Annotated in this window: 26 protein-coding genes; 10 read left to right on the top strand and 16 right to left on the bottom strand. The window is 55.9% G+C overall.

The window, feature by feature from the left end; translation table 11 throughout:
• Nucleotides 1-448: 448 nt before the first annotated feature.
• Nucleotides 449-745: a hypothetical protein gene (locus KDX30_RS23685; RefSeq protein ID WP_122708523.1), complete on the bottom strand. Its 297-nt coding sequence runs from the start codon at nt 743-745 to the stop codon at nt 449-451.
• Between the two features lie 64 nt (nt 746-809).
• A complete protein-coding gene (locus KDX30_RS23690) occupies nt 810-1,181 on the bottom strand; it encodes a hypothetical protein (protein WP_231677649.1) in 372 nt (123 codons plus the stop codon).
• A gap of 425 nt (nt 1,182-1,606) precedes the next feature.
• On the opposite strand from KDX30_RS23690, the gene KDX30_RS23695 reads away from it, so the two are divergent.
• Entirely contained in the window at nt 1,607-2,167 is a 561-nt protein-coding gene (locus KDX30_RS23695) for an ATP phosphoribosyltransferase regulatory subunit (protein WP_231677670.1), read from the top strand.
• A 242-nt stretch (nt 2,168-2,409) separates the two neighbouring features.
• Nucleotides 2,410-2,709: a DUF3144 domain-containing protein gene (locus tag KDX30_RS23700; protein WP_099269716.1), complete on the top strand. Its 300-nt coding sequence runs from the start codon at nt 2,410-2,412 to the stop codon at nt 2,707-2,709.
• A 45-nt stretch (nt 2,710-2,754) separates the two neighbouring features.
• Here KDX30_RS23700 and KDX30_RS23705 read toward each other — a convergent pair whose 3' ends face one another.
• Entirely contained in the window at nt 2,755-3,642 is an 888-nt protein-coding gene (locus tag KDX30_RS23705) for a LysR substrate-binding domain-containing protein (RefSeq protein WP_231667155.1), read from the bottom strand.
• A gap of 107 nt (nt 3,643-3,749) precedes the next feature.
• Between KDX30_RS23705 and KDX30_RS23710 the strand changes: the two genes are divergently transcribed.
• Both KDX30_RS23710 and KDX30_RS23715 read left to right on the top strand, forming a co-directional pair.
• Nucleotides 3,750-4,085, top strand: coding sequence for a carboxymuconolactone decarboxylase family protein (locus KDX30_RS23710; protein WP_231677650.1), 336 nt, complete (start codon nt 3,750-3,752; stop codon nt 4,083-4,085).
• A gap of 6 nt (nt 4,086-4,091) precedes the next feature.
• Complete coding sequence (locus tag KDX30_RS23715) at nt 4,092-4,466, top strand: tautomerase family protein (RefSeq protein ID WP_231677651.1); 375 nt, start codon at nt 4,092-4,094, stop codon at nt 4,464-4,466.
• Nucleotides 4,467-4,869: 403 nt separating this feature from the next.
• On the opposite strand, the gene KDX30_RS23720 is transcribed toward KDX30_RS23715, so the two are convergent.
• Nucleotides 4,870-5,364: a GNAT family N-acetyltransferase gene (locus tag KDX30_RS23720; protein ID WP_231677652.1), complete on the bottom strand. Its 495-nt coding sequence runs from the start codon at nt 5,362-5,364 to the stop codon at nt 4,870-4,872.
• The gene (locus tag KDX30_RS23725; RefSeq protein WP_231677653.1) at nt 5,361-6,014 is read right to left on the bottom strand and encodes a TetR/AcrR family transcriptional regulator; all 654 of its coding nucleotides are present in this window, start codon (nt 6,012-6,014) and stop codon (nt 5,361-5,363) included. Before KDX30_RS23725 ends, KDX30_RS23720 begins: the two co-directional genes overlap by 4 nt.
• Nucleotides 6,015-6,071: 57 nt before the next feature.
• Here KDX30_RS23725 and KDX30_RS23730 point away from each other — a divergent pair, with 57 nt between their 5' ends.
• A complete protein-coding gene (locus tag KDX30_RS23730; protein WP_231677654.1) occupies nt 6,072-6,953 on the top strand; it encodes an aldo/keto reductase family oxidoreductase in 882 nt (293 codons plus the stop codon).
• Between the two features lie 64 nt (nt 6,954-7,017).
• On the opposite strand, the gene KDX30_RS23735 is transcribed toward KDX30_RS23730, so the two are convergent.
• Nucleotides 7,018-7,944, bottom strand: a complete 927-nt coding sequence (locus tag KDX30_RS23735) for an alpha/beta hydrolase (protein ID WP_231677671.1) — start codon at nt 7,942-7,944, stop codon at nt 7,018-7,020.
• Nucleotides 7,945-8,194: 250 nt separating this feature from the next.
• Nucleotides 8,195-9,121 carry a LysR family transcriptional regulator gene (locus KDX30_RS23740; RefSeq protein WP_231677655.1) on the bottom strand — a complete coding sequence of 309 codons (927 nt, stop codon included), beginning with the start codon at nt 9,119-9,121 and terminating at the stop codon, nt 8,195-8,197.
• Nucleotides 9,122-9,248: 127 nt separating this feature from the next.
• Between KDX30_RS23740 and KDX30_RS23745 the strand changes: the two genes are divergently transcribed.
• Nucleotides 9,249-9,512 carry a DUF2798 domain-containing protein gene (locus KDX30_RS23745; RefSeq protein WP_027901925.1) on the top strand — a complete coding sequence of 88 codons (264 nt, stop codon included), beginning with the start codon at nt 9,249-9,251 and terminating at the stop codon, nt 9,510-9,512.
• Nucleotides 9,513-9,803: 291 nt separating this feature from the next.
• Here KDX30_RS23745 and KDX30_RS23750 read toward each other — a convergent pair whose 3' ends face one another.
• Nucleotides 9,804-10,439 (bottom strand): LysE family translocator, encoded by a 636-nt coding sequence (locus KDX30_RS23750; protein ID WP_099269708.1) that lies wholly within the window; start codon nt 10,437-10,439, stop codon nt 9,804-9,806.
• Between the two features lie 219 nt (nt 10,440-10,658).
• Between KDX30_RS23750 and KDX30_RS23755 the strand changes: the two genes are divergently transcribed.
• The 4 genes from KDX30_RS23755 to KDX30_RS23770 are packed head-to-tail and all read left to right on the top strand — an operon-like array spanning nt 10,659 to nt 12,792.
• Nucleotides 10,659-10,964 carry an NIPSNAP family protein gene (locus KDX30_RS23755; protein ID WP_099269707.1) on the top strand — a complete coding sequence of 102 codons (306 nt, stop codon included), beginning with the start codon at nt 10,659-10,661 and terminating at the stop codon, nt 10,962-10,964.
• Between the two features lie 37 nt (nt 10,965-11,001).
• The gene (locus KDX30_RS23760) at nt 11,002-11,529 is read left to right on the top strand and encodes an AAA family ATPase (protein WP_231667160.1); all 528 of its coding nucleotides are present in this window, start codon (nt 11,002-11,004) and stop codon (nt 11,527-11,529) included.
• Nucleotides 11,530-11,559: 30 nt separating this feature from the next.
• Complete coding sequence (locus KDX30_RS23765) at nt 11,560-11,994, top strand: GFA family protein (protein ID WP_231677656.1); 435 nt, start codon at nt 11,560-11,562, stop codon at nt 11,992-11,994.
• A gap of 39 nt (nt 11,995-12,033) precedes the next feature.
• A complete protein-coding gene (locus KDX30_RS23770) occupies nt 12,034-12,792 on the top strand; it encodes a carbon-nitrogen hydrolase family protein (protein WP_231677657.1) in 759 nt (252 codons plus the stop codon).
• Nucleotides 12,793-12,820: 28 nt separating this feature from the next.
• On the opposite strand, the gene KDX30_RS23775 is transcribed toward KDX30_RS23770, so the two are convergent.
• The 8 genes from KDX30_RS23775 to KDX30_RS23815 all read right to left on the bottom strand — a co-directional run bounded on the left by KDX30_RS23775 (nt 12,821) and on the right by KDX30_RS23815 (nt 20,390).
• Complete coding sequence (locus KDX30_RS23775; protein WP_406643974.1) at nt 12,821-13,291, bottom strand: GNAT family N-acetyltransferase; 471 nt, start codon at nt 13,289-13,291, stop codon at nt 12,821-12,823.
• Between the two features lie 315 nt (nt 13,292-13,606).
• Nucleotides 13,607-14,152: a hypothetical protein gene (locus tag KDX30_RS23785; RefSeq protein WP_231677658.1), complete on the bottom strand. Its 546-nt coding sequence runs from the start codon at nt 14,150-14,152 to the stop codon at nt 13,607-13,609.
• Between the two features lie 115 nt (nt 14,153-14,267).
• Nucleotides 14,268-14,912, bottom strand: coding sequence for a hypothetical protein (locus tag KDX30_RS23790; RefSeq protein WP_231677659.1), 645 nt, complete (start codon nt 14,910-14,912; stop codon nt 14,268-14,270).
• Between the two features lie 201 nt (nt 14,913-15,113).
• Nucleotides 15,114-16,310 carry a CaiB/BaiF CoA transferase family protein gene (locus tag KDX30_RS23795; protein WP_231677660.1) on the bottom strand — a complete coding sequence of 399 codons (1,197 nt, stop codon included), beginning with the start codon at nt 16,308-16,310 and terminating at the stop codon, nt 15,114-15,116.
• Between the two features lie 2 nt (nt 16,311-16,312).
• Nucleotides 16,313-17,254 (bottom strand): hydroxymethylglutaryl-CoA lyase, encoded by a 942-nt coding sequence (locus KDX30_RS23800; protein ID WP_231677661.1) that lies wholly within the window; start codon nt 17,252-17,254, stop codon nt 16,313-16,315.
• A gap of 50 nt (nt 17,255-17,304) precedes the next feature.
• On the bottom strand, nt 17,305-18,591 hold the full coding sequence (locus KDX30_RS23805) for a CitMHS family transporter (protein ID WP_231677662.1): 1,287 nt from the start codon (nt 18,589-18,591) through the stop codon (nt 17,305-17,307).
• A gap of 112 nt (nt 18,592-18,703) precedes the next feature.
• Nucleotides 18,704-19,402, bottom strand: coding sequence for an RraA family protein (locus KDX30_RS23810; RefSeq protein ID WP_122395411.1), 699 nt, complete (start codon nt 19,400-19,402; stop codon nt 18,704-18,706).
• A gap of 13 nt (nt 19,403-19,415) precedes the next feature.
• A complete protein-coding gene (locus KDX30_RS23815) occupies nt 19,416-20,390 on the bottom strand; it encodes a hydroxyacid dehydrogenase (protein WP_027898036.1) in 975 nt (324 codons plus the stop codon).
• Between the last annotated feature and the right edge of the window lie 127 nt (nt 20,391-20,517).

Below are 20,517 nucleotides of genomic sequence, written 5' to 3' on the forward strand. Positions count from 1 at the left end.
ATGGATTGGAAACGCGGACACGGTAGGAGCCAACTTGTTGGCGAAGCGGAATTTCTCACAATGCAGGTCCGACGTCTCGCCAACAAGTTGGCTCCTACCGGGGTCAGCCGTTTGCTTCGCGACTGCGGTGTGTCAGGGACACAAGGCGCACTTTCATCAAACATCACTTCAATAATGGATTGGAAACGCGGACACGGTAGGAGCCAACTTGTTGGCGAAGCGGAATTTCTCACAATGCAGGTCCGACGTCTCGCCAACAAGTTGGCTCCTACCAGGGTCACCCGTTTGCTTCGCGACAGCGAGTTGTCAGGGACATCGGGGTGCTCCTAGAGATAATGCACTCCAGGTCACAGGATTATATTTTCTGATAGCAGCCAGGCAGCGAAGAAAGATGATGTTGAGTTTCTGGTCCCCTCGGCCGACTGAGCACAAGAGCTGACTAAAACTTCTAATGCCAACGCTTGAATGCCCGACGACCTCGCAGCGCGCCCCATGTCATGGCAAGTCCTGCGCCGCTGAAGAAGATGAAGGTCGCGATGGTTTCCAATAGATACCAAAGGAAACGCCCTGGCTGGTCATCGAATATCAGATGCTCTTTCACCGATTGCCGACGTGGCCCGGTGAGCGCATCGAATTGCCAAAGGGTGAAGGCGTCATGCAGACGTTCCCCCGCTAGCCAGGCACAGCCCAGGCAGAAAACAGCCCCTAAAAAGCAATAAATGCGTACGCGATATCCCGGTATCACAGAAACTCCACTTACTCGTTAAGCAGGCAATGATTATCGGCGGCCTTGAGGTGCGCACAAGTATTTAGATCAGGCTATTTGCGCAGTAAAGCTTCCGAAGATTCATCACTGTCGTGTGCTGAGCTTCACTCTCCTCGGCATTCAATGGCCGCTCGCAGTACTCGCGGCTCAAGAAAAGAATGGTGTCATTCCCGTCAGGTTCGCTAGCGTAATCCGGATGTTTTTCTATTTCTGCCAACAGTGAATGCGTCACTGGAACCACATGAAAGTGCAGATTGAAACCCGCCGAAAAACCCAGCTTGTAGACGATGACCTTCACAGGCTCAAAGACCTGAAAAAGAAGCTGCTCGGTTTGCCGCAGGGCGTCTCCGAGCGAAGCCAGTGCTGAATCGCCGAGGTCCATGAAATCCGAAGCGGCTGCGACTGAGCTGACCATCAGGTAACCGCCGTAGCGTGCATCGCGTCGATGGCTGACTCGCCAGTGTTCCGTTTCGAAAATATCCCACTCATTCATGCGCGTCACTGCTGTCTATTGTTCTCGTATGCAGTTGCCGTAAATGGGGTGCCTTGTCGGCGCTCCCGGTTCTGTGCAAGGATTGGCCATGACCAAATTTATTCAATGCAACCGACATCACCATCACGGACCTCGCTCAAGGTGCCGCGGTTGCTCATGCTCATCGATCCATCAGAACTCAAACCACTTGTTCTGACGACTCAATGAACAAAACCAAGGCGCCAATGGCGCCTTTTTTATTGCCTGTAAATTGGAGATCACAAAAATGACAATGCTACGTGGAACACGAATAGTAACCGGGAAAGAAGCAGCAATCATGCGTGAAATAGAAGGCCGTTTCCGGAGTTATCTTCATCGAAGCTGGAGCTGAGGAAGCCATCGTTCCAGCGTTATGGGGTCAGGACACTTTTATCGAGAAGGCCGGCGGAAGTGAAATAATCGGGCAAATGTGGGCTTTCAATGACAAGGCCGGACGTCCCTGTTGCCTCATCCCGGAGGCCACCGCGCTTTTTCAGGAGCGCAACGATGTACTGCTCGGATCACGGGAAGAGGCGATGTTTTTCTACGTTGCGCGATGCTATCGATATGAGCGTCCGCAAGCCGGTCGGTACCGCGAGTTCACCCAACTGGGACTCGAAATCCTGAGTGCCGACCCGGTGGAGGCTTTGCAGCGTAGCCAGGCCATTTGCACGGGTTTCCTCGACTCGTTGGGCCTCGACTACGAACTCAATCTGGCCGTGAAACGCGGGCTGAGTTACTACCTGGAAGGCAATGGCTTCGAAGTGCGATGCCCTGCTTTAGGCGCACAGCAACAAGTTGTCGGTGGCGGAGCCTATCGAGAAGGTGCCGGGTTCGGCATCGGGCTTGAGCGGCTGGTCCTGGCCTCTGCGTTGAACGGATCGATATGATTTGAACCGTGGAGTTGCCCGGTAGACGGGTGATCTGTAGGAGCCAACTTGTTGGCGAGGCGATTGGTTTGACACACCGCGTCAGGCAGCTCGCGAACAGGTTCCCTCCTACAGGCCCATTGTTTGCCGCAAGACCTCGTGGTGACAGGCGTTGAGCTCCTGCAAACGATTGCAATTATGGATGCAGACGACGCAGATGCTTTAATGCACCCAGCCAAAAAAAATGACCAGGATAATCCGCAATGTCAGATACCACCGACCAAGCATTCTATGACCGCGCCGACGCGCACATCGAACTGTCCAACGAGCAGCTTAAAGCGTTCGAAAACCTCGGACAGGTCAATGCATCCATGATGTTTGGCACCACAAGATTCAATGCCTGGGTCAGCGCGCGCAGCTTCAAGTCCGGCGAGGAAATGGCTCAGGCGCGTGAGGCGATGCTGAAGTATTTTTGTGATCAGTACCGGCTAATGCTTGAAGATAATCTGGACGATCACATCAATAATTTCAGCCAGTACATGATGGTTAAAAAACCTGATTGATAGGGATAACAGAGCAACGGTTTCGTCAGGGCGTTGCTTAACGCCCTATTGCGCGCCAACAAAATTGACCGTCTGCTCCTGCAAACTCATCCTTATCAACTCAGCCAGATGCCTCGTCGCAGGCGTTGGATCTTCTCCTGCGCCATGAAGCACATACCCAAGGCTCGGCACCGAGGGTAAACCGTCCAGAAAAGTCAGGTTATCCGGCAGGCCGATGCGTGTTCGCAGCGTCACGCCCAATCCGGCTGCGACGGCGGCCCAGATTCCTCCTACGCTGGGGCTGGTCAGCGCTATGCGCCACGGAATTTGCGCAGCATCCAAGGCCTGAGTGGCGGCGCTGCGCAATACGCACGGGGCGTCGAACAGGATCAACGGCAGGGGCGAATCCACAAGACGGCTCAGCAACGGGGTATCGCGAATCCCGATCCAGTGCATTTGGGTTTCGCCTAAATGCTCGGCATAAGGCGAGGTGTGCCCGGTGTCCCAGGTCAGGGCCAGGTCCAGCCCCGCGGTTTCAATCAGAGCGAGCAATTCGGCGTTGCGTGCGATCCGGACTTCGAGACTCACCATTGGATACGTCTGCACAAAACGCCGAAGGATCTCGCTGAGAAAGTGCTCCCCAAAGTCCTCCTGAAGACCAAGACGAATGGTTCCGGCCGTCTGGCTCTCGTGCAAAGTTTGAAAAATGCCGTCGTTCAGTTCCAGTAATCGACGGGCATGACTCAGCAGAGATTCCCCGACGGGCGTCAGGACCAGCCCGCGTCCCGATTTGGCCAACACAGGCGTGCCAACCTGTTCTTCCAGCTTTTTTAATTGAGCACTGACCGCAGACGTTGATCGCCCGAGACGATCTGCCGCTTTAGCGAAACTGTTGAATTCAACGCCGGTGACGAAAGTACGCAACACATCAAGATCAAAGGTGGGGCGACGCATGGAAACAGTCCACTTATTTGGGATCATGGTCACCATTTAATCTGATATTCGGAATGATTACGACTTGATAGTTTTCCTGGCTCATTGGCGAATCAAGAGAAAGCATCATGAGTTCATCCATCGCTCAAGGGCTTGAGCAACAAGGGCATTATCCGCAAAAGTTTGCAGAACTGACGGAGCGCGTGCTGTTTGGCGACATGTGGAAACGCACTCAACTGACGCCCCGTGAACGCAGCCTGACGACAGTGGCTGCGCTGGTAGCGATGTACCGGCTTGAGCAACTGCCGTTTCATTTACAACGCGCGCGGGATAACGGTTTGAGTGTCGATGAATTGAACGAAGCCATCACCCATCTGGCGTTCTATTCAGGCTGGCCAACGGCAGCTTCGGCACTGAACCTGCTCAGGGAACTAGAAGCCCACCCTGTCAGCGGCCAGGAGTAATCATTCATGCCATTCGCACGTATTTCGCTGCACCGAGGCAAATCCGCTGACTATTTACGGGCACTGTCTCAGAGTTTGCACGAAGCATTGGTCGACAGTTTCGAGGTGCCCGAGGCAGATCGTTTTCAGGTCATTCACCAGCATGAAGTGGGCGAGCTGATATTTGACCGCAACTATCTTGGCGGGCCGCGCAGCCAGGACTTTGTGTTGATTGCGATTACCGCAGGACGTCCTCGCAGCGTTGAAACCAGGCAGCGCTTTTATCGGGATCTGGTGGAAAAACTGGGACGTTCGCCAGGGTTCAACCCCGAGGATGTGATGGTGGTCATCACCACAACCGCAAGTGAAGACTGGTCATTTGGAGGTGGTCGGGGTCATTAACGCTGATCAAATTGAATTGAAACGCCGTCCCGGTAGGAGCCAACTTGTTGGCGAAGCGGATTATCTGATTGAGCAGATCCAATGCTTCGCCAACAAGTTAGCTCCTACCGGACAGCGGCGTGCCATCCATACAAAACGGCGTATCGGAATGCAGACCTCTCTAAACCGAAAGAACAAACCGACACTCAGCAGCATCATCACCCGAGGGCTGCTCTAGCCGGAACCCACAGCGCTCAAGCACCTTCCTCGAACCATTGAATTGAAACGCCGTCCCGGTAGAAGCCAACTTGTTGGCGAAGGGGATTATCTGATTGAGAAGATCTAATGCCTCGCCAACAAGTTAGCTCCTACCGGACAGCGGCGTGCCATCCATACAAAACGGCGTATCGGAATGCAGACCTCTCTAAACAGAAAGAACAAACCGACACTCAGCAGCATCATCATCCGACTGCTGCTCCAGCCGGAACCCACAGCGCTCAAGCACCTTCCTCGAACCAAGGTTTTCCTTGAAGACGTAAGCAACGAGTTGCACAAGCCCCCAACGCTCCTTTGCCTGCTCGATCATATGCCTCAACGCCAATGTGGCCAGCCCTTGTCCGCAAGCATCCTGATCAATTCGATACCCGACTTCACCAGTCTGGCCAGACGAACTCATGCCTTTCAGATTTGCCCGTCCGACTATTCGCCCACTGGAATCTTCGATGACAAATGGATGCCAGACGCCAAGGGCAAAGTCGGCGAGATAGCAGTCGATATGCTCCGCGACACCTTGCAACGAGTAGAAGTCAGGTTCGCGGGCATCGATGTGCGATTCAAACCACTCACGGTTACGCACTTCAAACGCCAGCAACGCCTCAGTGTCGGCTGAGGTTAATTCACGAATTCTAAAAGGCTTCATGGGCGTTTAACGCGCTGATGAACTTGAAGATAGGCCGTCAACATCAAGGTCAATTGCTCTTCGAGGCAGGTCTCGAAGTCAGGATTGCCATGCCCTTCAAGCAAGGCACGCACAGGTCCGACCACTGCGGTATGCGAGATCGAGGCAATCAGGGCGGGATTGTCAAAATGTGCGTCAGACGCGGTGCTCAGCATGTTCGTCATCGCGACTAGCATGCGGGCGTTTATGCGGGCGACCAGTTCAGCTCCGCCCCGCTCTGCTGCGATGGCGTAGAGCGCTTTTGATACCACCGGATCACGCAGTTTGACAGCCAGAAACGCCACGATAAAACCCGATGCCATTTCAGCGACTGTTTTTCCGTGACATCGACCACAGGCCAACTCAACTGTATCGACAACTTCCTGCAGATGCTTTTCGAGCACTGCCGCCAGCAGTGCATCGCGATTAGGGTAGTACTGATAGACGCTGCCAACCGACATGCCGGCCCGCTCGGCGACCCGCGTGGTGGTGCAGCGGGTCAGCCCGTACTGGGTCAAAACCTGAAGGGTCGCCGTGTGAAGCGCCTCAACCGTCGCGACGGATCGGGCCTGAACCGCTGATTTTCTTGGCTTTAACGATGCTTTGACAGTGTTCATGGAATGCGAATTCAAAACCTGAAGGTTCCTTCATATCATAGTTTTCCCCCAAGCGAAGCAAGAGCGATAGACATGACGGATGCTTTAGACAAAAGAGGCAACAAAAGCGGCACGTTCAATCTTGGCGACCGCCAGGTTAACCGAATCGGCTACGGCGCAATGCAGCTCGCAGGTCCTGGCGTATTTGGCCCGCCGAAAGATCGTCAAGCCGCGGTGGACGTGCTGCGTGCAGCCGTCGAGTCGGGCGTGAACCACATCGACACCAGCGACTTTTACGGGCCACATGTCACCAACCAGATTATTCGCGAAGCACTGCATCCCTATCGAGATGACCTGACGATAGTTACCAAGGTGGGCGCCATTCGTGGCGAAGACGGCTCCTGGATTCCAGCCACGTCGAAAAAAGACCTGACCCAGGCTGTGCACGACAACCTGCGTAATCTGGGCCTGGACGTGCTGGATGTGGTGAACGTGCGCACCATGTTCAGCGCAATGGGAACAGCCGAAGGTTCGATCGAAGCACAAGTGAGCGCCGTTGCAGAATTGCAGCAGCAAGGACTCGTTCGCCATATCGGCATCAGCAACGTCACCCCCACGCAAATCGCTGAGGCGCGCAAACTCGTCAATGTCGTTTGCGTACAAAACCTCTACAACATCGCTCATCAGCACGATAACGCGGTGATCGACGAACTGGCGCGTGACGGTATTGCCTATGTGCCGTTCTTTCCGTTGGGCGGGTTCACGCCGCTGCAGTCATCCGCATTATCGACCGTTGCGCAACGACTCAACATCACGCCGAAGCAGCTGGCACTGGCATGGCTGCTGCGTCGTGCGCCCAACATTCTGCTGATCCCCGGCACATCCTCGGTGGCGCACTTGCGCGAAAACCTTGCCGTGAGCGAGCTGGTGCTGTCGGATGAAATCATGACAGAGCTGAACTCAATCGCAGATTGATCAACATTGATGGGGCGGCCGAGCCTAAGACAAAGGTGGCACCTTCTGGCCCGGCCTAAAGGGTTCAAACCTTTACGGCGCTGATCCGGTCCGAAATCCACCGATGGCTGCGCGCAAGCACCCGTCCCGTCATCGCCGTAGGGAAGTGAATGAAGCCGTGCGCACAAACCGGCGTCACGTGTACTTCTACTTCCGACGACTTCGCCCATCGTTCAGCCATCTGCACGGTGTCGTCCAGCAGCGGGTCCAGCTCACCGGCAAACATCAGCGCAGGCGGCATGCCCGTAAGATCGCCGTACAAGGGCGATAACGGCGGTTGACGACGCTCTTCATCAGTTGCGTCCGGCGTCAGCAGACGCAACGCATCGACCATGCCCGGGCCATGCAGCACCAGGGTTTCAGGACCGGCAGCGCGGACGCTTGGCGTTCCGGTCAGATCGTAAACGCCGTAATACAGGACCGTCCCGCTCACCCGCCGAAACAGATCCGGCCAGGCTTTGAGCCCTAGAAGTGTCGCCGCCGCCAGATGGCCGCCGGCCGATTCCCCGATAACGATCACGGGTAAACCGGCAAACTCTTCACACTCGCTACCCAGCAGCCAGCGCGCAGCCGAAAGACAGTCATCCATGAGACCTTCAACCGGCGTCGATACCGCGAGGCGATAGTCCACCGAGACCACGGCGACTTCGCATGCTTTCACTAAAGCAAGGTTAAGGTCGTCGTTCATTTGCGCATTGCCTATGACCCAGCCACCGCCGTGGATATCAAGCACCACGCCTTTTGCTTTGCCTTTGGGCCTCAATATCCGCACAGGGACCGAAATGCCATCGACACCGACTGAACGCTTTTCAGCCTGCTGTCCCTGCTTGGCCAGCTTGCCCGCGCCAGCAATTTGACCCGCTTTAAGCAGCGTCTGAATCACCTGAGGCGTGAAGCGATTGCGGATTCGAAAACGCGGTAGCCAGCCGAGCTTTTTGTTGAAGCGCTGCATTTCTGCGACTTCATGTTCGCTAAAGGACTGAAGCTCGTCGTGACTCAATGTGTGGTCTCCTGGCAAACAACGCATAGCCTTAGGGTTGAAACGCATACTTCTGTAGGAGCCAACTTGTTGGCGAGGCGGAACAAATGACTTTGCAGGGCCGACGTCTCGCCAACAAGTTGGCTCCTACAGGTCCCGTGTTTGCTGCACGGTAGCTTTCAGTAGAACGTCAGGTGGGGTGCGAGTTCTGATCGCCCGACATTCATTTCTGCCCAGTCGAACCGCCCTGCAACGCATCTTCAAGAAACGCGATAAACGCACGTACCTTCGCATTCAATGCCGACCGTTCTGTGACACACGCATAAATATCCATCGGCTCAGACTCCGCAGCCGCAGCGCCGCGGTTGCCTGAGTCGAACAAGGGCAGCAAACGGCCGCTGTCGATAAGCGGTTGCGCGATAAAGCTGGCCAGCCGGGCAATGCCGCCCCCGTTCAGGGCGATCTGCGTGAGCATGTCGATGTCATCGCAAACAAAACCGGGATTCACCTTCGCCTCGAAACGCTTGCCGTCGAGTATGAAATTCCACGGCAGAAAACGCCCGTCTGTGGGGTAACGAAACACCAGGCAGGCATGGTCTTTCAAGTCCTCTGGCCTGGTGGGCACGCCTTCACGGTCGAGATAAGCAGGCGACGCGCAGAACACAAACGGAAGCGATGCAATACGCCGCGCCACCAACTGATCGCTCAGTTGCGCCTCGATACGAACACTGACGTCCACGCCCTCCAGACGATGATCGACGCGCCGGTCTGCACTGATCAACTCGATGTCAATGCGCGGGTAAGCCGCCTTGAAAGCGGGCATGAGCGGTGCCAACACATGACGCCCGAACGCCGCAGTAGTCGCGATGCGCAGCGGGCCTTGAGGATCAGTGGCGACAGCAGCGGCTTGCGAGGCAAGTTCGATATCGCGCGGGATGTGTCTCACCTTTTCGTAATAGCGCGTACCGCTTTCAGTCAGCGCCATCCTGCGCGTGGTACGCGAAAGCAGCCGCGTGCCGAGGTGCTTTTCCAGCCGAGTGATGCTCTGACTTACCGCCGCCGCACTCATGCCCTGAGCCCGGGCCGCCGCAGCAATGCTGCCCGCTTCTACCACGCGGATAAAGGTGTTGATCAGCCCCAGAATATCCATCGCGTTCCCGATGCCTTATTCGTTGATTTTACTTAACAGTGATTCAAGCATTACGCCGCTACCGGCATCCTCGACGGCTTGCTAGCTTGGCGGCTCTTTTGACAAACAACATTGACGAGGTTAGCCGATGCCTGCTGAAACCAATCAAAACACCTTACGTCTGCGCTTTCCCAAACGAGCGACGCCTTACATCTTTGCGCTCTACATGGCGACCATCATGGCTTTTCTGATGTGCCTCGTGATCACCCTGGCGGAGTTCGGCTTCGATGAACACTACATGAAGAATGTGATGAATGCGTATCGGGTGGCGATGCCATCCGCATTCATTTGCGTGCTGGTGGTCAGGCCAATGGTTGCCCGGCTGGTGGCGTGGACTGTTCATGGGCATTGATGGGGTTGCAGGATTACATCGATACCTGTGAGAGATTCCATGTTGGATCGCGCAGGCGGCGATCCGGCTTGCGATGTCCTTGTGGGACCGAATTCATTCGGGAAAGCGGCATATCAGACGATACGAAAGCGGCGAATGTACTGGCTCCTTCGCGAATGAATTCGCTCCCACGGAAATGTTATTTGCAAGCCAACATAGAATCTCTCACGGAGCCTGTTTCGCTTCATAACCGCAAGGTACAAAGGGAATCCGATGGGCTCAAGCGCCACGAAATGGTACAAACCCGACCATTTACCGACGCCCTTCAATCAACATTCGCATCGCCAGCCCCGCGAGCACTGTGCCCATCAGCCAGCGCTGTACGACCTGCCAGAAAGGCCTGCCCACAAAAAACGCAGCGATTGAGCCAGCCATAATGGCAATCGCCGCGTTGACGGTCACACTGATAAAAATCTGCGTAAAGCCCAGCACCAGCGATTGCATCAGTACGCTGCCGTGGTCGGCAGGATCAATGAACTGCGGCAACAACGACAAATACATCACCGCCACTTTAGGATTCAGGAGGTTAGTGATGAAACCCATCATGAACAGCTTGCGTGGGCCGTCCTTGGGCAGATCCTTGACCTGAAAGGGAGAGCGCCCACCGGGCCGGACTGCCTGCCAGGCCAGGTAAAGCAGATACAGCGCGCCGCCAATTCGCAGGGCGTCATAAGCGTAAGGAACGGCCATCACCAACGCGGTGATACCCAGCGCAGCGAGAACCATATAAACGACAAAGCCCAATGCTACGCCGCCCAGAGAAATCAACCCGGCCACCCGGCCCTGGCAGATCGAACGCGAAATCAGGTAAATCATATTCGGGCCGGGGGTCAACACCATGCCAAGTGAGATCAAGCCATAGGCAACCACGGTGGACAGTTCGGGCATGGTGTCGCTCCTTGAGAATGTTCGGAGCAAGATTAAGCCGCGAAAAGCAAAGATGTTAGACACAGATTCAAGAACAAAACGGCATACACAGACCCGTCACATGTATCCGGGAAGTCGGCAGCGACGACGTTATTTCAAGCAGAAGTATTCAGATCAGGGCTGAATTATTGATAACCTTTGCGCCCTGTTAACGAACCATTGCGAACAAGGAAAGCTCGTGTGATTACCTGCCACGTGAAGTACCAGATTGATCCGTACCAAATCCCTGCCTTTGAAATCTATTCCCGCTTATGGATACGGTTGGTGACGCGCTTGGGCGGCTTGCACCATGGCTACTTCCTGCCGGCAGAAGGTGCCAACAATATCGCCTGTTGCCTGTTCAGTTTCCCAAGTCTCTCGGACTACGAGCGCTATCGCAAAGAAGCCGAAACCGACGCTGAATGCATTGAAGCGGTGGCACTGGCGACAGAGAAAAAATTCATTGTCAGCTACGAACGTAGTTTCATGCGTCCCGTGCTTGATTGACCCCAACAAGACGGGCAATACAGCCTAAGGACACCGAATGCTCATTGTCTTCAGCGGTCTTCCCGGTACCGGTAAAACAACCATCGCCCGCGAACTCACCCGCCACATGCGTGCGGTTTACCTGCGAATAGATACGATTGAACAAGCGATCCGAAACTCCGGCGAACTTGCTCAGGATGTCGGTCGGTGCGGGTATATGGCTGCGAACGAACTCGCGCTGAGCAACCTGCAACTGGGCAGTTCGGTTATTGTTGATTGCGTTAACCCGGTCATGGAAAGCCGTAAAGCCTGGAACGAAATTGCCGCACGGGCTGGCGTCCAGTTAGTCGACATTCAGGTGGTTTGCTCGGACAAACGAGAGCACCAGCGTCGGGTTGAGAGCAGAAAAAGTGATGTACCGGGGCTGACCCCGCCCACCTGGACGTCTGTGCTCAGTCATGAATACGAAGCGTGGAATAAAGCGCCGTTTACTGTAGACACGGCATTGATGTCCCCAGTGGAGGCAATCGCAATCATCACCGGAAGATTTTTATCAGGCCTGAGCAATGAACCGGACAACAGCTAATCAACAGGCACTTCAATAAGGAATTTATAAATGCTGACAGGACAATGTCTGTGCGCAACCGTGGTTTTTTCCCTCAAGACAGAGCCGCTGTATTTCTACCGATGCCACTGCTCCCTTTGCCGCAAACAAACAGGCACCGGTTATAACTGCGCGACGATCGTTCCTGAATCCGGCTTCCAGTGGGCGGCGGGACAGTCTGAAATCAACACATGGCTCAAACCCAGCGGCTACCGGAATGATTTCTGCAAACACTGTGGCTCGACCGTTCCCAATGCCTTGCGTGGCAAACCATACATGTGGATACCCTTGGGTCTTCTGGATTCGCAAGTCCACGCCATGAAGTGTATCGGCGACTACTGCGTGAGCGACGCTATGCAATGGGATACCTTGAAGTCGGAAAGCACGTTTGATAAATCGCCGGAATCCTTGGAGTCGCTGCTTTCTGCTCTGCATGTTGGATATTAATAATGTCCTTTACTGGAGAACTTTTATTGGAGAGCTTTCATGTCACCTGCTTTAGCTGCAGCCCAATGCGCCATTCAAGCAGGCGATATCGACGCAAACGTGAATCTGCACATCGAGTTTATGCAGTGCGCCAGTGAGCACGGAGTAAATCTTCTGGTGTTTCCCGAGCTGTCGCTCACGGGTTATGAACCCACTCTGGCCGAAGCGCTGACGCAAGATGTGGACAGTCCGGTTCTGCTCCCCTTGCGACAACTCGCGCGGGAAAACTCCATGACCACTGTCGTCGGTTTACCGCTGCGCATGCCAGGCCATGAAAAGCCATTGATCGCAGCCTTCATACTCCATGGCGACGGTTCGGTCACGGTCTATACCAAACAGCATTTACACCCTGGCGAAGAACAGTATTTCAGTGCCGGTAACGGCGGCGATTTGATAAACATCGCGGGCTCGCCCATCGCGCTGTCGGTGTGCGCTGATTTCAGCCATCCAGAACATCCGTCGGCAGCAGCCAGACAAGGCGCGCAGGTTTATGCCTCAAGCGTGCTGATCGGCGAAGCAGGTTATCCACGAGACAGTTCGCTGCTGCAAAGTTACTCCCGGCTCCACGAAATGGCCGTACTCATGGCCAATCATGGCGGGCCGACAGGTGGCTGGGCAGCGGCTGGGCGAAGCGCGTTCTGGGATGAAAAAGGTGTCTGCGTTGCTTCGACGTCTGGCGTGGGAAATCGCCTGCTGGTCGTTTCCAGGCAACTGCATGGCTGGCAGGGCTTCGAAACTGCGGTCGAGTGTTCTGATTGAGTCTCTGCGCACCTTTGACGGCACATTTTCAGCCTGTAACACCCCGACGAATATAGTAATGATCAAACTCGCCGCTTTCTAAAAACTGAAACCCGTGGCGCGTGTAAAACCGATTCGAGGCGCTCTCTTTAAGCGCCCCGACTTTAATCGGCAGCCCCAAAGCATCCGCCTCTTCGAATATCAGCGACAGAACCGCAGAGCCTAAGCCCAAACCTTGCGCGGCCAGCTTCAGGTACAGGTGATCAAGCACCAGTTCATCATCGTGCCGCTTGACCAAGACAAAACCCACGCGCTCTCCAGCCACTTCGATATAGCGCGTATCCCGTGCATCAAAAGCGCTGGCAAAACGCTCGCGAGCACGCACTGGATCAAAGCGCCCTACCCGTTCCAGACTTTCGCGCATGGCTTCGATCCGAATGGCGACGAGGTCATCAAGGTCGGTTTGTTGGGCGGGGGTCAAAGTTACGTTGGGACGGTGGTCAGTTGTAGCGAGCATCATTTGCACGCCTCTTTCATGGCGGGAGTTATGTAAGATTTTCTACGTAATCACGAACTGCTTCAGCGCAGCCATCATTGCAATTACCAACACAGCAAGCCCAATCGCAGACGTCCATTCAGACTGAAGGGTTTGGGTAAACCAGGACCCTTTAACAGGGTACTTTCCCAGTGTGAAAATCTTTACCACTGGCCAGCCCACAGGAAAGCAAATGGTACGAAAAAAGACCTCAGCCAATATTTCCATCATCATCGACGCGCCTTGAATGACTTAATCAACCTGCGATGGCGATGTGTGGGTTGATTATCAAACTCCGCCTCACTGCCATCCCGGCTTCGCATTCCACGGATAGCCGCGAACACCGTAGCGCCGTGTGTCAGCGTCATCAAGGTTTGCCTGATGACAGAAAGATATCCATGCACCACTCGTGGTGTCATCAAGCCCCGCCAGCCATTCGCTGACCTGGGCATCCAGCGCATCCGCATCGCCGTACATCATCCAGAGTTCAGTCAGATCGATCTGAACCACTGGGCCTTGCAACTGGCTGGCAATGAACGCCTCCCACTCAGCCACACTGGTCGAGCTGTCAGCACCTAATGCCGCCTGAAGGCTCTGCCTTCTTGAGCTGTAAGTCTTCAGTGCTTTCTCGGTGGACGCAAAGCAAGTCAAAATCAGCTCGCTATCCAGCTCACCAGCATCGTTTTCGCAATGTACAAGAACGTTGACCAAGTCATCCGAATCGAACAACGCCAACCACAAAATCGGTAACTGATAACTGGCGGCCAGCAAACAGGCATCCTCCAGTTCTGCAGCCAGGGCGGGTTCGGATTGGCTGTGATTCATCAAGTAAACTCGATTTGCCATTTACAACTCCTTGACCAACGTCCGCAAATGGATTGGAAGTCTGTTCGATCATTCTGACGCGGTCAAACCAGCACTCGCTTTATCCAGATAAAACAGTCGCAGCGCTGACCAAGGCTCAAACACAGGGATAGCCAATCTCTGCAGCGAACTCCCGGGCATCGGCAAAATCCAGATCCGGATTGATGGCCCTCACCAGTTCCTCGGTCAACAGGCCGTGCTCGTAAATGCGTTGCACCGGCAAAAGTGGTAACTCAACTTCATAATACTCTTTGGCGAAAACGACATAAGAAGCTGCGGGTTCGCACAAGAGTGCGAATTTTGACGAGCCGTCATCAACCACATCCGACAGCGAATTTGCACACGCCACTTTATGCCAGCTTGAGTCCTCCGGGCGCCTCCAGTAGCAGTAGCTCACGCTATCCATGCTGAACGCGGGCTCATTCAGAAATGATTCAAAAGGCTGAGGAAGTTGAATCCTCGCGGCGGCTGCAAGGTCGTTATTGCAAGCATCTGATGCTTCGTGAGCAAACCCTTTTATCGCGGCACCGAACGCTCCGAAGAGCAGAAACCAATCTTCGCCCGATCCGTTGCGCATGGACGCCATCTCCTCACCACTACCCCAATGCGCATCGAAGCTGTAATACCTGTACTCCCAATCGGGTGAGACGATAGCTTCAAGCATCGCCAGTGCTTTAGCCTTTAGTCGAACAGTTGCGATGTCAGGAAGTAATACGGGGGCGAACGGAATACTGTTACGCACATTCAATTCCGGCAATTAAAAAGTTATAGGGTCGTTGGGATTGTAGCCATCATCGGAGCGGAGCGCGCTTGCCCGCGATTGCATCTGGTCAGGCAACACGTTTTTTGCTGACACACCGCATCGCGGGCAAGCGCGCTCCTACAGAGCCCCGTTTGCTTCGCGACAGCGGTATGTCGTGGACACAAGGCACGGTCACCACCCCTAACCTTGAACCACACCAGCAGCCTGCAACGCCTGTATGTCCTCATCGCAATACCCTAACTCGCCAAGCAGTTCAGCGGAATGACTGCCAAGCCCGGGCACATTGAGGCGTGTACCGAAACGTTGGCCATCCATTTCGAACGGTAACATCGGTACTTTCACATCAGCGCCATCCGGGGTCGTCAGTGCCGCCATGCCGCCCGATGCATTCAGGTGATGATCCTCAAACAGGTCCTCCGGGCGCTGAATGGGCGAGAACGGTAAACCCGCCGCTTCGCAGCGCGCCATGACTTCGAGCTTGCTCATGCCGCCCAGACACTCGCGTACACGCGGCAGGATGTCGTCACGCGCTTGTACCCGCTGGTTGTTCAGAGCCAGCGTCGGATCCACGGCCCACTCTTTGAAACCGAAGGCCTTGCAGAAGCTTTGCCATTGGCCGTCGCTGACGACGCCGAGAAAAACCTGTTCATCGTCGGCGGTGGTGAATACGTCGTAGATCGCCCAGGCCGAGACCCGATTGGGCATCGGTGCAGCGGCCTTGCCCGTGACGACTTTCTGCATCATGTGCTGCGCAACGAGGAAGGCCGAGTTTTCGAACAGACCGGTCTGCACAAACTGGCCCAGGCCGGTGGAGTTACGCTGATGCAGAGCAGCCAGAATTGAAATGGCGCTGAACATGCCGCCCATCACATCGTTCACGGAAGCCCCGGCCCGCAAAGGCCGACCGACTGGCCCGGTCATGTAAGCAAGCCCGGTCATCATCTGCACCACTTCATCGAGTGCCGGTCGTTGATCGTAAGGCCCGGGCAAAAAACCTTTCATTGAGCTGTAGATGATCGACGGTTTGATTGCTTTGACCTGCTCGTATCCCAACGCCAGTTTTTCCATGGCACCGGGGCGAAAGTTTTCGGTGACGACGTCCGCACTGGCGATGAGCTTACGAACGGCCGACATCCCCTCTTCGGTTTTCATGTCGACGGCAAAGCTTTTTTTGTTGCGGTTGTAGGTCATCCAGTAACCGGCGCCAGAGCCACGCAAGCTCCGCGTATTGTCCCCCGATGGTGCAGGTTCAACCTTGATCACCTCTGCGCCGAGGTCAGCGAGGACCAGCCCGCAGGTCGGCCCCATGACCATGTGCACGAACTCGATCACACGAATACCTGCGAGCGGCAGCGCCTTTTCAGTCGTCGGTTGCATGTTCATTGACCCTTGCTTGCATAACGAAAATTCTTGCCAACACCGGCGTCAGGAATGAACCCGTAAAGCGGCTCACCGGGCAGCCCTTTATGCAGCCACTCGCGCGCGGCAACCAGACGATCGATGTCGACGCCAGTGCGCAGGCCCATGGATTCGAGCAGGTAAACCAGGTCTTCAGTGACGATGTTCCCCGATGCGCCTGGCGCGTAAGGGCAACCGCCCAATCCGCCTTGAGAGGCGTCAATCGTGGTCACGCCGACATCAAGCGCGGCCACAACATTGGCCAGTCCCTGCCCTCGGGTGTTGTGAAAATGGGCGCTGCCCGCGACCGGCCCCAGCTCGTTGCGCAAACGGGTGAACAACTGGCGAACCTGGGTCGGATTGGCATAGCCCACCGTGTCGGCCAGCCCCACCTCATCCACCCCAAGTCCGGCCATGGTCACAGCCATACGAATGACGTCATCGGCGGGGACCACGCCTTGCAAGGTGCAGCCAAATACAGTCGAAAGACCCGCCTCGATCAAGACGTGCGGGTACTGCTGATCGCGTAGCGCAACGACAGTGCGGACTTCTTCAATAACCTGCGCATGGGTCTTGCGAATGTTTGCCAGTGAATGAGGCTCACTGACCGAAATCGGCAGGGTGATCTTTTGCACCCCAGCTTCGAACGCGGCCTGCGCGCCTTTCAGATTGGGCACCAGAGCGGTGACGAATAATCCCGGCAAGGTTCGCGCATGAGCGACCAACTGTGCGGCGTCGGCCATCTGTGGCAGCAGTTTGGGCGATACGAACGAACCGATTTCAATTTCACGTAACCCGGACGCCGCGAGTGCCGTGAGCCACTCGATCTTGAGCGCGGTCGGCATGCTTGCCTTGACGCTTTGCAGCCCGTCACGAGGGCCAACCTCGCTGATCAAAATATCGATGTCGTGATTGTTGTGCATGAACATGACCTCGGATGCAGGCCATCGGCACAGGGCCGATGGCCAATGCTTTAGTGCAGGATGGAAAGCGCGCCAATCAGCAGCGACATCACAAACATGACGCCCACGGTGCCCACCGACCATTTGAAGGAAATACGCTGGTTGTTCGCATAATCGACATCCAGCAAACCGCACAGCAGGTAAGTCGATGCCACCAGAGGGCTCAACACATGCACCGGTTGGCCGATCAGCCCGGCGACAGCCATTTCCATAGGCCCGATGCCGTAATGGCTGGCGGTCTCGGCGAGGATCGGCAGGATGCCGAAGTAAAACGCATCGTTAGTCAGTACGTAGGTGCCCGGCATACTGATGAACGCAGTAATCAACGACATGTACTGCCCGGCCCACTGCGGGATGACGTAGATCAGGCTTTCTGAGATGGCCTTGATCATGCCGGTGCCGGTCATGATGCCGACGAATATCCCTGCTGCAAAAATCAGCAGCGAGACCAGCATGACGTTGCCCGCATGACGCGAGATCAGGGCTTTCTGGTCTTCGATTTTCGGGAAATTGACCACCGCGCCTATACCGAAGGCCAGCATGAACAGAATCGGCAGCGGCAATACGCTCATGACCATGCAGGTAATCAGGGCAATCGTCAGCACAGCGTTGAATGCGAAGCGCCAGTCGCCCGGTGCGGACTCTTTGAAGTGATCCATGCCCTCGCCTTCGCGTAACTCGATCACACCTAAACGACGCTTCTCCATGCGCCCGAGCAGAAACGCAACAAACACAACCCATGCCACGGCCGCCAGCATCATCGGCAGCATTTCCATGAACAGGTCGGCGACGTCCACGTGCATGGCGCTGGCGGCGCGCGAAAAGGGCCCGGCCCAAGGCAGCATGTTCATCACGCCGTTGCTGAGCAGCAACACCGTCGCCATGACTTGCAGGCGAATCCCGGTGCGCCGGTAAAGCGGCAACAGCGCGGCCGTGGTGATGATGTAAGTGGTCGCACCGTCGCCATCCAGGCCGACGCAAATCCCCAGAATGGCGCTGCCGATCACGATTTTCTGCGGGTCGCCCTTCACCACTTTCAGGATCAGTTTGACCAGCGGGTTGAATAGCCCGGCGTCGGTCATCATCGAAAAGTACAGGATCGCAAAGGTCAGCATGATGCCGGTGGGGGCAAGCATCTTCACCCCGTCGATCATCATCGGGCCAAGGCCCGCAGCGAACCCGCCGATACAGGCGAATACCACCGGCACCAGCATCAATGCCACCAAGGGTGAAAGACGGCGGCTCATGACCAGGTACATGAAGCAAATGATCATCGTATAGCTGAGGATCGTCAGCATGGGTTCCCTCTTTTTTTTAGTTTTATCTGGGTGACTTTTTTACAGATGCGAAGCGCCAGCTATAGGCATGGATCGCCCGTGCAGGGGTTTAACGAGAGTCAGTGAAAGGTGCTCAGACCGGCAGGCCTTTGGCGCGCAGCAGTGCGTCGAAGCGTTCCGGGTCGGCAGTGCCAAGGCGATTGGTTTCGCGGATCGCGGCCTCTCGCTCAAGATGGGCGATGGCTTTGGGCAGCAGTGCCGCGACATCCGCCTGCGGCACTGCCAGCACGCCGTCTGCATCGCCCAGCATCAAATCGCCGGGCATGACGCAAAGTCCGGCGCAGGCAATCGGCACGTTGATTTCGCCGGGGCCATCCTTGCTCGGGCCACGATGGGTATGCCCTGCTGCAAACACTGGCAGGATGCCTTCGGCCAGCTCCTCAAGATCACGGACCGCCCCGTCGATCACAATGCCGCCGAGCTTGACCCGCAATGCCGTGGTTCGGACCAGGCCACCAATCACCGCCTGGCTGATATCGCCCGCACCGTCGATAACCAATACATCACCGGGCTGCACCATCATCAGCGCCTTGTGCACCATCAGGTTGTCGCCGGGGCGAACCCGCAGAGTGAACGCCGGGCCACACAACTTGAGCGACAGATCGCCGTGATAAACGTGCAGGCCTCTGGCGCCAATGCCGCGCCCCAGGCAATCGCCCGCCACCGCCACAGGAATGTTTCGGAAGGCTTCGATCAGTTCAACATTGAGGTCGCCGTTACGCGGATTGATGCGGTAGCCGGTTGGCCAGTCATTGAGAGCAGAAGCGGTCATGGTGAATCTCCAGTCAAAGGGAAAGCAGATCAGCGTTGACGCATGAAGTACGCGGCACAGGCTTGCCGTCGAGAAAGCCCAGAACGTTGGTGGCAGCGTCCCGTGCCATTGCAGCCAGTGCAGCCGGGGTTGAACCGCCGACATGAGGAGTCAGCACGACGTTATCCAGATGCAATAAGGGACTGTCGGACGGCAAAGGTTCGATGGCCATGGTGTCCAGACCTGCTGCATACAATTGACCGCTGCGCAGCGCATCAACCAGCGCGGCTTCGTCTACGACTTCACCGCGAGCGGTATTGATCAGAACCGCGCCTACGGGAAGCATTGCCAACTCGGCAGCGCCAATCAGGTTTCGGGTCTGTGCAGTGAGCGGCACGTGCAGGCTCAGGACATGGCTTTCACTGAGCAATGCTGCCAGCGAGTCAACGGCCACAGCGCCCTGCAGATCGCTGTCGGTTTTGAGAAACGGATCGTAGACCCGCACCGGCATACCGAGCGCCTGGCACACCGTCGCGACTTTGCGCGCCACCTGACCAAAACCCACGAGGCCCAGCGTGCGCCCGCTCAACTCCAGCCCGTCCTGCGCACGGGACCAGCGACCGGCGCGGATCTCGCTGTCCATCCAGCTGACTTTACGTGCCGCGGCGAACATCAAGCCCAGGGTCATTTCACACACCGACTGCGCGTTGGCACCGGGCGTGACGTAAACCGGAATGCCGCGGGCACTGGCCGCAGCAACGTGGATATTGCTGACGCCAACGCCGTGTTTGGAGATGACTTTCAGGGTCGGAGACGCGGCAATCGCCTGCTCGCTCAGCTCGAAGGTCCGGGAGATCACCGCATCGATCGGTTCGCTGGCCATCAACCGCTCGATGTCAGCGACCTCCTGCCCGGCGCGAACAAACAACACCCGGCAGCCGCGCTGCGTAAGAATGTCCAGTCCAGCTGGAGCCAGGCGTTCGGCGGTGACAAGAATGGTGTAAGTCATACAGGACGCCTTGTTTTCATTATTGGCATCGGTTCAGACATCGACGGGCGATACCTACCGCTATGGCATCCATGGTTAACTTTTTCTTCGTATAAATCTATTTCCGCTTTTTTATTCAACTATGAAT

The sequence above is a fragment of the Pseudomonas quasicaspiana genome (genome assembly GCF_021147825.1).
GTDB classification, from domain to species: Bacteria; Pseudomonadota; Gammaproteobacteria; order Pseudomonadales; family Pseudomonadaceae; genus Aquipseudomonas; species Aquipseudomonas quasicaspiana.